Below are 15,741 nucleotides of genomic sequence, written 5' to 3' on the forward strand. Positions count from 1 at the left end.
GCATTTCGATAATCAAATGGCTGATCTAAACTTAATAAATTACTAGAAAATAACGCTTTTGCTGCATCATTATAAGCAACTAAATGTGTATTATTGTCGATTTTAATGATGGCTGCTTGCATTATAATGCTCCCACTTTTCATTCAACTTCATTAAATTTTGATGACGATTCTGCCAATCATGACTCTTTATCAAATCGGCATAATTTACTTTGGTATTAGTTAATAGTAGTTTTGCTTTATCGGTTAATAATGGCTGTTTTTCATTTAAACGAGTTAATGTATCTAAAATAGCTAATGTGCCATTTCGATTATTACAAGCCAATAATAAATCACAACCAGCATTAAGCGCTGCTTTAGCTCGTTCAGCGTGATCCCCCAAAACAGAAGCTCCTTCCATCGATAAATCATCAGAAAATATAACACCATCAAAATGTAACTTTTCACGTAACACTGTTTTTAGCCAAAACACTGACCCGCTAGCTGGTTTATCATTAAATTCAGGATAAATAACATGAGCAGGCATAATTGCATCGAGTTTCTTTTCAGCGATTAATTTGGCAAAAATCTGCATATCATTTTCAATGAGTTCTTTCGAACGATAATCGATTGGTGTTTCTTTATGAGAATCAGCAATAACATGGCCATGGCCAGGAAAATGTTTACCAGTTGTTTTCATGCCTGCCGAATGCATACCATCAATCATTGACGATGCAATTTGATAAGCAATATAACTATCATGATGAAATGATCGACTTCCAATGGCTAAACAATCATGACCTAAATCAAGTACAGGTGCATAACTTAGATCAATGTCGTAGGCAATCAATTCCATCGCTAGTAACCAACCCGCGTCAAATGCTAATGATTTCGCTTTTTCTAAATCATTAAGCAAAGCAAAAGATTGCGCAGGAGGAATTAGAGTAAAGCCTTGCTTGAAACGTTGAACTCGACCACCTTCATGATCAACAGAAATTAATAAACGTTCTGATGTTGCTGAACGAATTTGCTTTATCAAATCAGTCAATTGCTCAGGAGACTGATAATTACGACTAAATAAAATAATCCCTGCTACCATTGGATTTTTTAAAAGCGATATATCATCATTGGATAATGATGTACTCGGCACATCGATCAATAAAGGCCCCATTATTCAGCAGCTCCTTGAGCATGATTAACAGAATTTTGGGATTGGATATCCTTTGTTGTCACACGTTGTAAAATTTCACCCGTTTGGGTTGAAAGTAATTCCATAGAAAGGTTGGCATCTTCATTTTCGGCTGGTAATTTATAAAGTGTGGTAAAAAGCACATACCCAGCATTTATTGACTTTGCCAAACCGATCATTTTACTGCGAGAAACAAGTTTATCATCAACAGAAATACCTAACGCTTGTTTAGCTTGACTGATCGATTGTCTATCAGCCACAGAGAAAATACTTTGCTTATTCAGTATATTATGTAACGTTGTATCAATCTGATTTGTTGCTAAATAATCACCACTACGATTTTGGATATCACTAATTAACAACACTTTATTACCTTCAATTGCTGATGAAGATTGCAATATTTTATTAACAACTGGAGATAATATATCATTCCAATCAGTTGTTTTAACTATCTGTGGAGGAGTATCTACCACTCCGGTGTTATCGGGGATTTCTACTGGCGGATTGACTTCAGTTTTTTGATTATAACCGAGAAGTTGACATCCAGCTAAACTAAAAGCAAGCATGCCCATTCCAATGATACGTTTAAACTGTTTCATATAAGCTAACCTATTAATCGCCCTAAATTTTTACCACCTAATAAATGCATGTGAATATGAAAAACTTCTTGTCCTGCATCTTTATTACAATTCATTATTAAACGATAACCACTTTCATCAATACCTTCTTGCTTGGCAATTTTAGCCGCAACAACCATCATATGACCAAGCAGAGCTTCATCAGACTCCGCAATATGATTTACGGTTGGAATCAATTTATTGGGAATAATTAAAATATGTGTAGGGGCTTGAGGAGAAATATCCCGAAAAGCAGTGACCTGATCATCTTGAAAAACAATATCAGCAGGAATTTCACGGCGAATTATTTTACTAAAAATGGTTTCTTCAGCCATATAAGCACTCCTTTAAAAATAGCTATTAACATTAAACTTTTATTTTATAAAGAATAACATATTTTGATAACAAAGATGTATAGATATCGTTACATTTTTACACCTAATTCACTTGTTCAAGTAAAAACTTTGTCGAAAAGTTTTTTTTATTCTATTTATAATCGATTTTTAGTTATGATTAACGGATTATTTTTATTATTTATTCATTTGTTAAAGTAATTATTTTGATATATAATGCCCCGTCGATTTCAACCGCTTAATTTTCATGTTCCTTGCTTTCAATGGGTTGCGGTTGCCCCGACAGAAAGCTGATTAATCCGTAGGGAGCGATAATGCGTCATTACGAAATTGTATTTATGGTTCACCCAGATCAAAGTGAACAAGTACCTGGTATGATCGAACGTTATACTGGTACGTTAACCACTGATGGTGGCAAAATCCATCGTTTAGAAGATTGGGGTCGTCGTCAATTAGCATATCCTATCGAAAAATTGCATAAAGCACATTATGTGTTAATGAATGTTGAAGCTACTCAAGAAGCAGTAAATGAACTTGAAGATAACTTCCGTTTCAATGATGCAGTAATTCGCAGTTTAATTATGCGTACCAAACATTCTGTAACTGAAACATCACCAATGCTAAAAGCTAAAGATGAACGTCGTAGTTCTGAAGAAGATTTTAGCGATGCAAACATGGACGATGATTCGGAAGAATAATCGTTTAGTTTTATCGGGATTGATTACTAAAACCCCGATTAAAAAAATGAGTCCAAGTGGGATATCACACTGTCAGTTTTATTTAGAACATGTTTCTGAACAAATCGAAGCAGGACTCTCAAGACAAGCATGGTGCATAATGCCCGTTATTGTCAGTGGACAACAAGAGTTAAGTTACAGTATTAAAAAAGGCAGCAAAGTTTTGGTAAGTGGCTTTATTAGTACACATACTAAACGAGATAAAACCAGTCAAATAGTTTTACATGCTGACCAAATTAAACTATTAGGAGAATAGCCAAATGGCACGTTACTTCCGTCGTCGCAAATTCTGCCGTTTTACAGCAGAAGGCGTTAAAGAAATTGATTATAAAGATGTTTCTTTATTAAAAAGCTATATCACAGAAAGTGGTAAAATCGTACCAAGCCGTATTACTGGTACTAGCGCAAAATATCAACGTCAACTAGCTCGCGCTATCAAACGCGCTCGTTACTTGGCATTATTACCATATACTGACAATCATCAGTAATTAGCAACAGAGGGAACATATAATGCAAATTATTCTACTCGATAAAGTTGCTAATTTAGGCAGCTTAGGTGATCAAGTTAATGTTAAAGCGGGTTACGCTCGTAACTTTTTGATTCCACAAGGTAAAGCAGTACCAGCAACTAAAAAGAATATTGAATTCTTCGAAGCTCGTCGTGCTGAATTAGAAGCAAAATTAGCTGAAACATTAAAAGCAGCTGAACAACGCGTTGCTGAAATCAATGCTTTAGGTAAAGTAACTATTACTTCTAAAGCAGGTGATGAAGGTCGTTTATTTGGTTCAATTGGTACTCGTGATATCGCTGATGCAGTTAAAGCTCGTGGTATTCAAGTATCAAAAAGCGAAGTTCGTTTACCAAATGGTGTATTGCGTACTACTGGTGAACACGAAGTGTTATTCCAAGTACACAGCGAAGCTTTTGCAAAAGTTATTGTTGATATTATTCCTGAATAATCATCAAATAACAGTGACAAAAAACCCGTTTAATTAAACGGGTTTTTTTTATACTATTTATCTATTAGATAAATAGAGTCAAAATTGAATATTCTATATTTCGTTATTAAGTAATATTCACTCGATTATTTAACGATAATCGACGTTCCTCTACCGCGTAAATCAGAAACAGGTTGAGGTTTATTATTAATAATCCTAATCGCTTGAATATCACCATTAAAATCTTGTTTTTCAAATTGGTATCCCATTTTCTCAAGTTGATTTTTGAAATCAATTGGTACTTCAGTCTGAAAAGGCTCGATAAAAATCACATTACTTGGTAATAATTGATGGTGGTAACGTGGCGCATCCATAGCCGATTTTAATGTCATGTTATTATCAAAAACATTTGTCACAACTTGAAAAATAGAAGAGAATATTCTCGAACCGCCAGGGGTACCAATAACCATAACCACTTCATTATCTTTAACTAAAATACTAGGTGACATAGATGATAGTGGACGTTTATTTGGCTCTATCGCATTAGCATCTTTACCTATAACACCAAATTGATTGGCAATACCAGGCTTACTACTAAAATCATCCATTTCGTTGTTTAAAACAATACCGGTTCCTTCTACAACAACAGCAGATCCAAACCAACCATTTAAAGTATATGTATTAGAAACAGCATTTCCCCATTTGTCTACAACTGAAAAATGAGTAGTTTGTAATTTTTCATGATTATTATCTAGACCAGGTTTTACTTGCTCAGTAATTGAAACGGCATTAGCATTAATAGATTTAGCCCGATTAGCTAAATAACTATCATCAATTAATTTAGCAACTGGTACATTAACAAAATCAGGATCACCCATGTATTCAGCGCGGTCAGCAAAAACACGTTTTTCGATCTCTGCTAATAAGTGGACATACTGAGCAGAGTTTACTTTAACATCTTTGAAATCATCAGCTAATTTTTGTTTCATTAATAATAATTGAATCAACCCAACGCCACCTGAACTTGGCGGTGGTGCCGTTACTACTTGCATATCATGCCAATTGGCTAGGATCGGATCTCGCCATTTAGCTTGATAGTTAGCTAAATCATTTTGTGTGATTAAACCACCATTTTTTGCCATTTCTTGCACAATTAATTGGGCTGTTTTACCTCGGTAAAATTCATCAGCACCGTCCTTTGCGATACGCGTTAAAACAGCACCTAATTCAGGTTGCTTGAAAATTTTTCCTTCCTGCATAGCACCAAAGTACTGTTTAAAATGTCCATTGGTCGGTGCCAGATCCTGTACTTCCTGATAACGTGTAATCAGCTGTTTATCAACCATAAAACCTTGGTTTGCAAACCGAATAGCTGGTGCTATCACTTCTTGCCAACTAAGTTTGCCAAATCGCTGATGAACCGCCCACATTCCTGCTACAGTTCCTGGAACACCTGATGCTTTATGCGAATATAAGCTTAAATCAGCTACTACATTTTTCTGTTTATCAAGAAACATATCTTTAGAGGCTTGATTAGGTGCTGTCTCTCGATAATCGATAAAATAAGGTTTTCCTTCCATCCAAATGGTCATAAATCCGCCACCACCGATATTGCCCGCTTCTGGGTAGGTTACAGCTAAAGCAAATGCAGTAGCGACACCGGCATCAACTGCATTACCACCCTTTTTTAAGATTTCTTCTGCGGCGATGGCGCCATAATAATCGGGAGAAGCCACAGCACCAGCTTCAAACTTATGTTTTACATTTTCTATGGCCGCTACATATTGACTTATTGATAGAAGAAAGATAATGCAACAATACTTTCTTAACTTGTGTTTGATACAGTACATTTCACATCTCCTTATTAAAAAAATAATTATTCCCTTCTATTCTAATATTGATAAAAAAATTCAGATTTTTATTCATTATTTGATCAAAAGGAATTTTAAATATAGCATAGAAAATGGCTGTATCGATCAGAGATTAACCATGAAAAAAACTAATATTAGTTTAGCGATGATTATAATTGAGTATATTACAAAGCAAAAAGCACGAAATTGAATTAATTTCATGCTTTAATCTATGAAGTAATAAATTAAGCTATTGATTGTCTGATTTAGCTTGTTCTTCTTTATAAAGCTTGTTGTCGTACATTTTGACAAAAGGTAGGTAAATTACTAACGCTAAAATTGCTGAAAGTATCGCAACAAACATAGCTCGATAGTCCCCACCAGTACCAATAAACGCCCCTAATCCCATTGGTGATGGCCATGGTATTAATGCAATAATTGGATTCATAAACCCACTACTAATCGCAAAATAACCTAAAGTACCACATGCCATTGGTGCTAATAAAAACGGTAAGGCAAGATATGGGTTATATACTATCGGCATACCGAAAATAATTGGCTCATTGATATTAAAAATTGCCGGGACAGCTGAAGCTCGCCCCAAAATTTTTAATTGACTCGATTTAGCACAAAAAGCAATAAAGAAAGTCATAAGTAACGTTGAACCTGAACCACCTAAAATTACCAATGAATTATTGAACTCACCAGCAAATGGAATATGTGCGCCGCCAACGTTTTCATTCATATTACTAAACATTATAGGCGTAATAAATGCCCCAATTATACTAGCACCGTGAATACCAACAACCCAAAGAGCATGGATTAAAAATAGAATCACCATTATACCAAGCCAACTTTTAGTTAAATTGGTTACAAAGGTAAATGGAACACCGATAATATCAAATATATCCGTACCAAAATACACCAAAATTCCGTTTAGAATAAGAATTGTGAATGCAATAACAAAAGTTGGAATTAATGCAGTGAATGATCGGGATACGCCTAATGGAACGGTTTCCGGCATTTTAACCACCCAATTACGACGTACACAAAGGAAATACAACTGTGTTGCAATAATCGCCATAACAATGGCAATAAAGATACCAGATGTACCTAAGCGATAAACAAACGGTTTTAAACGTAACCCATTAAAAACTAATTCACTTTGATCATTAAGTAAAACCATTGCACCACTTTGCATCACTAATTCTGGTAGAGTCATAACAAAAGCAAATACCGATAACATAGCACCATTAAGTGCATTTACTTTTAAACCAGTTTCTTCTTCTTCAATTTTAGTTAATTCATAACCAACGACAATATTAAAATAGAGTGCTATTATCCCCATTGTTGCTGTATTTGCTATCATATAAAGATCACTTACTTTGAAAATAGTATTTTCAAATACTGTTTCTAAGCCAGTAAATGTCATCGGCAAAGTATTAAACACCAAAAACATCGATCCAACTATACAAAAAGGTACTGACGCCATTCCAGCTGCCATTACTGCTCGAACAATCTTAAACTGCGATATTTTTGCCATCGGAGTCATTAGATACTTTTGTAACAACACAAATCCGGTATTCATTTTGTTTTCCTCATTCAATTGATGATTTCTTGATAAGCTTGGATTCTTTTAAAATGTTTATCCTCATTACGCTCAATTTTTTTTAGTTTTATCAGTATAAAAATAGTAAAAACTAAACTTGCAGCCAAAATGCCTAATATAATGTTTACTGCCTCCGATGAATTTTTTAGAAATGGAAAGAAAAAGTGAAACAATGGGGTATAAATCAAAACCATTAACACAATGGTGGATATTAATAATGTTCGATACAATAAACTGGCATAAGGTAAATGATTTTTATGATTACGATAAAGCTTAATTTGCTCAAAACTGGTTAATGTAGCCATCACGATAAGCAACAGTGGTAGTGCTATAGCAATTGATAAGCTACCCAACAGAAAGACAGCCCAATACAGGTTAATAAATAGAAAGAAGGCTGTCGCATAACGAACCGCTAAAAAGCGATTAAAATAAAGATTAGTCAAACTGACTTTTTTATGCATTTTAAGTTGGCTTTCTAGTGGAGTATTCATCGCTAACCTCTTTATTGATTTGATAACTGATAGTTTTTTTGATAGAGATAACACATCTCAATGGCAACTTCGCGTAACGTCATTGTTGTCATTAGATGATCTTGAGCATGCACCATGATAATTTCCATCTCAATTTTACAACCATTAGCATAAGATTGTAGAAGATCGGTTTGCGATTTATGTGCTTCTAATATTTCCTCATTGGCCTCTTCTAAGAGCTGATTTGCTGTATCAAATTCTGCGTTTCTCATTGCTTTGAAAGCAGCATGAATTTTGGTTTTGGCATTACCACTATGTAAAATAATATTAAATGCGGTAATTTGAATATCCTCTGAGCTCATTTGGTCATTCATTCTTACGCTCCTTTTTCAATAAGTTGGATAAAAAGTGATTTAAACTGGTTAAAATTTGCAATTTTTAACATGGCTTGTTGCATGACCGAATCATCGATTAAATTGACAATTGCTTTAGTCATCATTGCTAAATGAGAATTTTGATAAATTGACGGTGAAATCATAAAAACAAACTTTACATCTGGGTAGTTTTCATCCCAACAAAGTCCTTCTGGAATAATGGCAGTCGCTATTTTAGCTATTTTACCTACTGGAATGGCTGGATGAGGAACCACAATGGTTGGACTAAAAAGTATCTCACCAATAACCATCCGTTTTTCCATTTGCTTTTGCATTTCTCGTTTAAAGCTTTTTGCCTCATTAATAGATAAGAGATCAAGCAAATGATCCAATACAGCTTGTTTAGATGGTTTGTTTGAGCACAAATAAAAATAATCTGCGGCAATATCATCAAAGATTTGGCTAATATAATGTGAATGATTTTGCTGTTTATCATCAAATGTTGTCACAAATGAATTTTTTGGCAATGAATTAGGTTTTTGTCTATGGGAAAGATAACGACGAATCGCTTGAACGTCTTCTTCACAAAAAAATACTGAAACATGAAATACCGGTACTTTAAATATTTTTGACGATAAATCGACCGAAGAAATAATAAAATCGATGTCATTTAACATTTCGGGATCAATTTCATAATAACCTCGCGTTGCCACAATTTTCACTCTTTCATCAAATTCATTTTCCACTCGATTTTTAAGTAATTGAGCACTACCGAGACCGGTTGCACAGATAATTAACACTTTGGCTTTCTGTTCATTTTTTAGTTTTTCAAGTGATGCTAAAAAGTGCAGTGCTAAATATCCCCATTCATCATCATTCACTTCATATTGTTGTAAATTGGGTAATTGATTGAAATAACGCTTAACTAACCCAAAAACCTCACAGTATTGGTGTTTAATTTCATCTATTAATGGATTATCTAATTTAATATTCTGTTGTAAACGTACTAACATTGGTTTTAAATGTTGGATTAATCCATTTTTTAATTGTTCATCATGCAAAAAAGGATAGCCTGTTTCTTGTTGGATCTTTAATAGCAAATTTGTTAGTGACGAACCTAAATCATCATCCAGATCATCTTGAATTAAATTAGATTTACTCATCAAATGTAAAGTAAGGTACATCTGTTCTTCTTTAGGAAAATGAAAACCAATAATCGATTCAATGCGAGCGATAATTCGCTCGGCAACTTTATATTCAAGTGATAAATTTGTTGAAACAGGCAAATCAAGATTTTGAATCGAAAGTCCCGATTGTAAACGCTTAATACTTAATGATAAATGCAAGACAATATTTTGTATCATCACATCTGATAATTTAATATTTGCCTCACGACATTCATCTAAAATAATAATAGTTAATGAATCAAAACTAATGGTTTCACAAGCTTGATTAAAATAGGACAAATGGTGTAGAAAATTAATTGAATCCTCATGAAAAAAATAGCTCATTATAAAATGACGTTTAGCTTTTTCTTCACCATCAACAAAAACTAGTGAATGATTTTTTTTAATCGTTAGTTCATAAGGAAGTAATTGAGATTTAATTTCGGTAATATCTTTATTTAATTGAGATGAGCTGATAAATAGTTGTTCTGATAATGCTTCAACATCAATTTTTTGACTCTCTAATAACAATAAATTCAAAATATAATGTTTTCGTTCACTCGCTTCTCGACATTGAAATTGTTCAACATTTTTATCTAATAAATGGTGTTCAATTAAAAATAAATTAAATGCATTTCGATCTTCAATTTGTAATTGAAAACCGTAACCTTGTTTACTTATTATATTACCGCCATTACTTTCAACTATAGTTTTTAAATCTTTAAGGTAGGTACGTACGGTACGATCAGATAACGATAATTGCGTAGCTAGTTCTTGACTACTTTTATATTCATTTTTAGAACGAACAAGTAAACTAATTAGTTCTCGTTGTTTTTGTCTTATCATTATCTACTACACCTTAACTATTAATGAAATTTATCCAAAGGGTTAAGTTACTAAAATGGCAATGTGAAACTTAAGCCATTTATGATGCGATCATTCATAAAAAAATCGCATCATATTAAGATCGGTAGAACAAAGATTTTCTTGAATATTAGTTAATATTATCCTCAACTAATTTAGCTAATTGTTCAATACCAGATGGTATTGGGATATATGCCTGAAAAGGAATACTCACCACTGGTTTTCCTACTTCATCACCTAATGCTTTTAATTTATCAAACATCATCATGGTTTGAGGGCTAATTAAGAACAGTGAAAAATCACTATTTTTAATCTTATTACTACCTTCAGTTGCCGATACCGCATCAAGTTCAATAGCTTTATTTTGGTTAGCAAAAAATTCAGTAACTTTTTTAGCCATTAGTGATGATGACATACCTGCTGCACAAATAATTAACGCTTTTTTCATAATTTCTCCTAATGAATCTAAATTGTTATAAAATTTCACCATTCGACTCAATGACTTTTTTATACCAAGCAAAAGAATCTTTACGACTACGTTTTAAGGTACCATTGCCTTTATTATCTTTATCTACATAGATAAAACCGTAACGTTTTTCCATTTCACCAGTACCAGCAGAAACGAGATCAATACAACCCCATGGTGTATACCCCATCAAGTCAACGCCATCTTCAATAATGGCTAACTTCATTTGTTTTATATGTTCACGTAGATATTCAATTCGATAATTATCATGAACGCTACCATCAGACTCAACTTTGTCATAAGCACCAAAACCATTTTCCACAATGAATAGCGGTAATTGATAGGTGTCAGTTAGCCAATTTAAGGTATAACGTAAGCCTTCTGGATCAATTTGCCAACCCCAATCTGATTTTTTAACATATTGATTACCAACTAAATCAGTTTTTTCATTATAATCATAATGATCATTGCCTTGATTGTGCCTAACAACATTGGACATGTAATAACTAAAGCCAATATAGTCTACGGTTCCTTTCGTTAACTCTTCTAAATCTTGCGAAGTAATATCTAACTTGATATTTTTACGTTGCCAATATTTTTTAATGTAATTTGGGTATTTGCCATGCACATGAACATCAGTAAAGAAGTATTTACGTTCCATAACTTTTTGTGCCATTAGGATGTCGCTTGGTTTGCAAGTTTCAGGATAGATTGGCACTAGTGCAATCATGCATCCAATTTGAAAATCAGGGTTAATCGCATGACCAATTTGAACTGCTTTTGCACTGGCAACTAATTCATAATGAGCGGCTTGATACATGATCTCTTCACGATTATCACCTTCTTTATAATAGATACCAGAATTAGTGAAAGGAGCAAAATCTTCGTCAAAATTAGCTTGGTTATTAATTTCATTAAAGGTCATCCAATATTTGACTTTATTTTTATAACGATCAAAACAGACTTCGGCAAAGCGAACAAAGAAATCGATTAATTTACGATTACGAAAACCACCATATTCGGTTACTAAATAATAAGGTAATTCGAAATGCGAAAGAGTGACCACAGGTTCAATGTTATATTTTAAACATTCATCGAACAAATCATCGTAAAACTTTAAACCTTCTTCATTTGGTTCAAGTTCATCGCCTTTTGGAAAAATTCGCGTCCAAGCAATTGAAGTTCGAAAACACTTAAACCCCATTTCAGCAAATAACTTGATATCATCTTTATAATGATGATAAAAATCGATAGCTTCGTGATTAGGATAATACTCACCAGGAATAATACCTTCAGTGATTTTGCGATAGCTTTTCGGCGATCCAACTGTCATCACATCAGCAACACTCATACCTTTGCCGCCAACTTGCCAAGCACCTTCCAATTGGTGAGCAGCAACAGCACCGCCCCATAGAAAATCTTTTGGTAAACCTTTATTATTCATAATCAATTACCTATGTTTATTGATGATTCAAATTTAGTATAAGAGGAAAAATAAATAATTACTAACCAACTTTTTCCGTATTGATAAGGAAAATTGTAAATAGAATAAGGAAAATTTATCTTAAATTTGGATAACGAAGAGAATCTGGAAGAAAACAGGGAGTTGTAAATTTAAGAGAATAAAAATTTGGCAGCTAATTTTTGACTAAATAGCTGCCATTTAAACAATAATACTAAGGAGTTAACCATTTTTTTGTTCAAATAATCGCATTGATAACAAACCATGCGCCATAGTTGCACCTGCTCTTACCGATGCGGAAATGGAAATTAATTCAGCCAACTCTTCTAAACTAGCTCCTGCTCGTTTTGCACCTTTGACATGAACATCAATGCAATAAGCACATTGCGTTGTTAGTGCGATAGCTAAAGCTATTAACTCTCGAGTTTTTATTGGAATATTTCCATCATTTCGCTTAATCGTTTGCTGATCAAAATCAATAAATGCTTGTGTTTCATTTGGAGCTGATTTCAATAAACATGCTAAATATTTAAAATCTTCTCTCGATTGATAATCACTCATATTGTTTTCTTTTTTGAGTTTGTAATTTATTTATTAAACTTAACAACCAACAGGCAGGACAACCTCGTAACAGCAAAATGGCACCCACAACCAAAAACAATTTAAGCAAAAGCGGAAGTTGAAATAAAAATACAGCAAATATCAACGAAATTGCAGCTATACCTCTTATTAAATGTAAAATGATTGAGTTACGACAATACATAGAGTTCTCCTACATGTTATTTAAAAACTTGAAAGTTTTCGTGAATTAATTTTTTCTTTTATTAGCATTCTAGCTCGGTGCAATCGACTTTTTACCGCCTCAACATTAATACCTAGTTGGTCAGCGACTTCTGGGAATGAATATTCCCTAATATCTCTTAAAATTAGAACTTCTCGATAGATTATTGGCAAAACAAGAATTGCATTGATCAAATCAATTTTGAGATCGATATCTGTATATGCTGTTTTGAGGCTATCGAAATCAAAACCTGAATCAATATTCTCCGAATTCCTAATTCTGAATAATCGATAACATTCACGTTCGACAATTCGAAATAACCAACTACTGAAGGTAGCCACCGTTTTCAACATGCCTATTTTTCGATATAACTGCCATAGTGCAATTTGCACCGCATCATCAATATCTTCCGAGCTTGAACAGGTTCGTCTTGCAAATCTTTTTATATCTGGTTGACAAATGACTAGCAAATTTTCCAGTGCTTGCTTATCGCCCTTACAAGCTAATTCGATGAGTTGTTGTTTATTTTTACTCATTAGTTTTTAATCTCTAGCTAATAAAATCGTAATGAAATATTAAGTTTAAATGAGTTTAATATAATTTCATTGATAAAATGACCATACTTATATAGAGGTTAAAAAATATAAAAAAGGTTCAAATTTTTTTATTAATTTTGTTGAAATGAGGATTTAAGAATAGGAATAATTAAATAAGCTAATACGAATTTAGCTGCTTTGCGATAATTAACAATAGGTTTATCAATTTCACTAACAGCATTGTTAATGTTTTAGATAATCATTTGATAAAATCATCAAACCCTTTGGCATATTTGCTAGGAACAAATTCAATTAATTCATATTGAGCAATTTGGTGAATATAAAATGGATCTTGTTGTATGATAGACATGGCTTGTTCATGACTCTCAGCACGACAAATAATAACACCACCAGTGCGAGGAATTTTGCGACCTGAAGCGATAAAATGCCCAGATTGATAATAACACTCTAGATAATCGATATGTGCTTGTAAATATTTTTCAACTTGACTAATAGGTTTGAGATAAGAAAGAGAAAAAATGAACATCATAACTCCTTAATTTAAATATGAATAAGCCAACTATCCATGTCAGCTTAGCATTTATTCTTATTTATTATTTATTATTTATTATTTATTATTTATTATTTATAGCATTATTAAATAATAAAACAAGCTATCTATAATGTTTTAAGTTTTATTTAGCTACCCATTTGCCATGCTCATCCTTATGATAGACCTTTTCAACCGCTGACCAAGCAACACGAAAAGCAACTTGTTCAGCATCACTTTTATCGCGTCGTTTTTTCGGATCTTGATACTCTTTAATGGCACTATTAAAAGCTTCTTTAAAAATATCTTGAGCATGGGTAGGTAAAACATGTCGGACTGATTCAGGTAAATCATCTCTTGTTTGATATGGCATATCACATTCCCCCCTCGAATTAATCACAGATTATTGATAACTTTGATTGGTAACTGCGAACATCACTGCAAAATAGTTAAGTTAGATTGAATCTAATCTGATTTTACTGAAAAAAAATTTTTCGAAATATATTGTTATTAATATAAACCTTAATTTGATACAAAAGAGCCTAAATAGGTTTACTTATTGATTAAAAAATAACTAATTGAGTTAATATCGATTATTTAATAAACTATTACATACAAAAATCTTAACTAGTTGATGTTATTATTTATATTAAATGGAAGAACTAAATGACAACAAAAATATTCACTTTAATTTTAGCTAGTTTATTAATAATTAGTTGCGATGATAAAACAAAACAACAACCAGCTGACCAACAACCAGTAGAATCTACCAATATATCAGCGATAGAACAAGCTCCTACTCCTACTTCAGAATCAGAATCAGAACCTTCTCAATCAATAGAACAAACAATGGATGAAAATACGCGTCAAGCATATGCTCAATCCGAGAAAATGAACCTTTGGCTATCCGTATTTAATTATGATTATGGTTATTTTGGACGAAAGTTAAATAAAAACGTAAAAAATACTTCTACTTTAATTAATTTAGATCAAAAGGCAAAAAAAGTTCTTCAAAATTGTGGCGAAAAAAATAATGCCTGTACATTGAAAGCAATCAAAAAGGATCCTTTAAAAAATTTTTCTCTTGTTTTGAATTTATCTCTACCTTCTGAAAAATTACTACATAACTACAAACTATTAATTGATGAATTAGAAAAAAGTGAACCACGATTACTCGAATTAGATATAGAAGGTAAAAAATTTGCTGAAAATTATGTCAAATTAGCATTAGCTTTGCATGAACTACAAAAATACGCTCTTAATGGTGAATATCAATCAGATAATTACCAAAAAGCACCGAAACTTTTTAATCAACTAGCTAATTCATATAATGAGTTTATGCAAACACAAAACTCAGCTAAACTTATTTATAATAAATTATACAATGAAATACATGATATTCAAAAATTGGATTTCAAAAAAAGAGGATTAACTCTTCAATATGATTGTATGGAAATAATGGATATAACAAAAGAAATTGTCGGATTAATTAATAATACGTTTGATGAAAAAAACAATTTCAAAAATTTAGATACACAAGCTATTGAACTGAAAATTCAACAAATTGTAGATATTTCTGATAATTTAAAAAAATATAAAGGTAATGACTCTGTAATAAAAACACAAGGCTTAAATCGCATTTACTATGATGGATTTGTTGATTATTTACCGAAAATGATTACGCAAATCAAGCTTGTTTTAAATAAGTTAGATGATAAAGATGTTAACCAAGAAATTAAATCATTAAATACAACTGAAAACTCTTTAATTCAACTATACAATAATTCAACCAACTAGTTA

Annotated in this window: 19 protein-coding genes; 5 read left to right on the top strand and 14 right to left on the bottom strand. The window is 32.6% G+C overall.

Annotation, left to right across the window (positions count from 1 at the left end; translation table 11 throughout):
• Positions 1 to 102: 102 nt before the first annotated feature.
• The 3 genes from nagZ to H3T80_RS05125 are packed head-to-tail and all read right to left on the bottom strand — an operon-like array spanning position 103 to position 2,119.
• Positions 103 to 1,149: a beta-N-acetylhexosaminidase gene (gene nagZ / locus H3T80_RS05115; RefSeq protein WP_198200454.1), complete on the bottom strand. Its 1,047-nt coding sequence runs from the start codon at positions 1,147 to 1,149 to the stop codon at positions 103 to 105.
• Complete coding sequence (locus H3T80_RS05120) at positions 1,149 to 1,766, bottom strand: penicillin-binding protein activator LpoB (protein WP_198200456.1); 618 nt, start codon at positions 1,764 to 1,766, stop codon at positions 1,149 to 1,151. The genes nagZ and H3T80_RS05120 overlap by 1 nt, the downstream gene beginning before the upstream one ends.
• A 5-nt stretch (positions 1,767 to 1,771) precedes the next feature.
• Entirely contained in the window at positions 1,772 to 2,119 is a 348-nt protein-coding gene (locus H3T80_RS05125) for an HIT domain-containing protein (RefSeq protein ID WP_065579332.1), read from the bottom strand.
• 332 nt (positions 2,120 to 2,451) lie between these two features.
• On the opposite strand from H3T80_RS05125, the gene rpsF reads away from it, so the two are divergent.
• The 4 genes from rpsF to rplI are packed head-to-tail and all read left to right on the top strand — an operon-like array spanning position 2,452 to position 3,834.
• The gene (gene rpsF, locus H3T80_RS05130; RefSeq protein ID WP_065579333.1) at positions 2,452 to 2,835 is read left to right on the top strand and encodes a 30S ribosomal protein S6; all 384 of its coding nucleotides are present in this window, start codon (positions 2,452 to 2,454) and stop codon (positions 2,833 to 2,835) included.
• On the top strand, positions 2,804 to 3,130 hold the full coding sequence (gene priB / locus H3T80_RS05135) for a primosomal replication protein N (protein ID WP_366940012.1): 327 nt from the start codon (positions 2,804 to 2,806) through the stop codon (positions 3,128 to 3,130). The genes rpsF and priB overlap by 32 nt, the downstream gene beginning before the upstream one ends.
• 4 nt (positions 3,131 to 3,134) lie before the next feature.
• Positions 3,135 to 3,362 carry a 30S ribosomal protein S18 gene (gene rpsR / locus H3T80_RS05140; RefSeq protein WP_025314965.1) on the top strand — a complete coding sequence of 76 codons (228 nt, stop codon included), beginning with the start codon at positions 3,135 to 3,137 and terminating at the stop codon, positions 3,360 to 3,362.
• Positions 3,363 to 3,384: 22 nt separating this feature from the next.
• A complete protein-coding gene (gene rplI, locus H3T80_RS05145; RefSeq protein WP_065579335.1) occupies positions 3,385 to 3,834 on the top strand; it encodes a 50S ribosomal protein L9 in 450 nt (149 codons plus the stop codon).
• 125 nt (positions 3,835 to 3,959) lie between these two features.
• Here rplI and ggt read toward each other — a convergent pair whose 3' ends face one another.
• From ggt to H3T80_RS05200, 11 genes are all read right to left on the bottom strand, one after another.
• The gene (ggt, locus tag H3T80_RS05150; RefSeq protein ID WP_198200458.1) at positions 3,960 to 5,663 is read right to left on the bottom strand and encodes a gamma-glutamyltransferase; all 1,704 of its coding nucleotides are present in this window, start codon (positions 5,661 to 5,663) and stop codon (positions 3,960 to 3,962) included.
• Between the two features lie 250 nt (positions 5,664 to 5,913).
• A complete protein-coding gene (gene celB / locus H3T80_RS05155; protein WP_198200460.1) occupies positions 5,914 to 7,251 on the bottom strand; it encodes a PTS cellobiose transporter subunit IIC in 1,338 nt (445 codons plus the stop codon).
• Positions 7,252 to 7,265: 14 nt separating this feature from the next.
• Positions 7,266 to 7,763 carry a hypothetical protein gene (locus tag H3T80_RS05160; RefSeq protein WP_198200462.1) on the bottom strand — a complete coding sequence of 166 codons (498 nt, stop codon included), beginning with the start codon at positions 7,761 to 7,763 and terminating at the stop codon, positions 7,266 to 7,268.
• An 11-nt stretch (positions 7,764 to 7,774) separates the two neighbouring features.
• Positions 7,775 to 8,116, bottom strand: coding sequence for a PTS cellobiose transporter subunit IIA (locus H3T80_RS05165; RefSeq protein ID WP_110447471.1), 342 nt, complete (start codon positions 8,114 to 8,116; stop codon positions 7,775 to 7,777).
• A 2-nt stretch (positions 8,117 to 8,118) separates the two neighbouring features.
• Entirely contained in the window at positions 8,119 to 10,128 is a 2,010-nt protein-coding gene (locus tag H3T80_RS05170) for a transcription antiterminator (protein WP_198200464.1), read from the bottom strand.
• 148 nt (positions 10,129 to 10,276) lie between these two features.
• A complete protein-coding gene (locus H3T80_RS05175; RefSeq protein WP_110448036.1) occupies positions 10,277 to 10,594 on the bottom strand; it encodes a PTS cellobiose transporter subunit IIB in 318 nt (105 codons plus the stop codon).
• A 25-nt stretch (positions 10,595 to 10,619) separates the two neighbouring features.
• Positions 10,620 to 12,056 carry a 6-phospho-beta-glucosidase gene (locus tag H3T80_RS05180; protein WP_198200466.1) on the bottom strand — a complete coding sequence of 479 codons (1,437 nt, stop codon included), beginning with the start codon at positions 12,054 to 12,056 and terminating at the stop codon, positions 10,620 to 10,622.
• Between the two features lie 240 nt (positions 12,057 to 12,296).
• Positions 12,297 to 12,635 (bottom strand): carboxymuconolactone decarboxylase family protein, encoded by a 339-nt coding sequence (locus tag H3T80_RS05185; protein WP_198200468.1) that lies wholly within the window; start codon positions 12,633 to 12,635, stop codon positions 12,297 to 12,299.
• Positions 12,636 to 12,857: 222 nt separating this feature from the next.
• Positions 12,858 to 13,391, bottom strand: coding sequence for an RNA polymerase sigma factor (locus H3T80_RS05190; RefSeq protein WP_198200470.1), 534 nt, complete (start codon positions 13,389 to 13,391; stop codon positions 12,858 to 12,860).
• 259 nt (positions 13,392 to 13,650) lie between these two features.
• Positions 13,651 to 13,938: a YciI family protein gene (locus H3T80_RS05195; protein WP_198200472.1), complete on the bottom strand. Its 288-nt coding sequence runs from the start codon at positions 13,936 to 13,938 to the stop codon at positions 13,651 to 13,653.
• A 148-nt stretch (positions 13,939 to 14,086) separates the two neighbouring features.
• Entirely contained in the window at positions 14,087 to 14,314 is a 228-nt protein-coding gene (locus H3T80_RS05200; protein ID WP_110447465.1) for a ChaB family protein, read from the bottom strand.
• A 293-nt stretch (positions 14,315 to 14,607) separates the two neighbouring features.
• Between H3T80_RS05200 and H3T80_RS05205 the strand changes: the two genes are divergently transcribed.
• Entirely contained in the window at positions 14,608 to 15,738 is a 1,131-nt protein-coding gene (locus tag H3T80_RS05205; RefSeq protein WP_198200474.1) for a DUF3829 domain-containing protein, read from the top strand.
• Positions 15,739 to 15,741: the final 3 nt, after the last annotated feature.

This window comes from Gilliamella sp. W8145, assembly GCF_016101145.1.
Taxonomy (GTDB): Bacteria; Pseudomonadota; Gammaproteobacteria; order Enterobacterales; family Orbaceae; genus Gilliamella; species Gilliamella apis_A.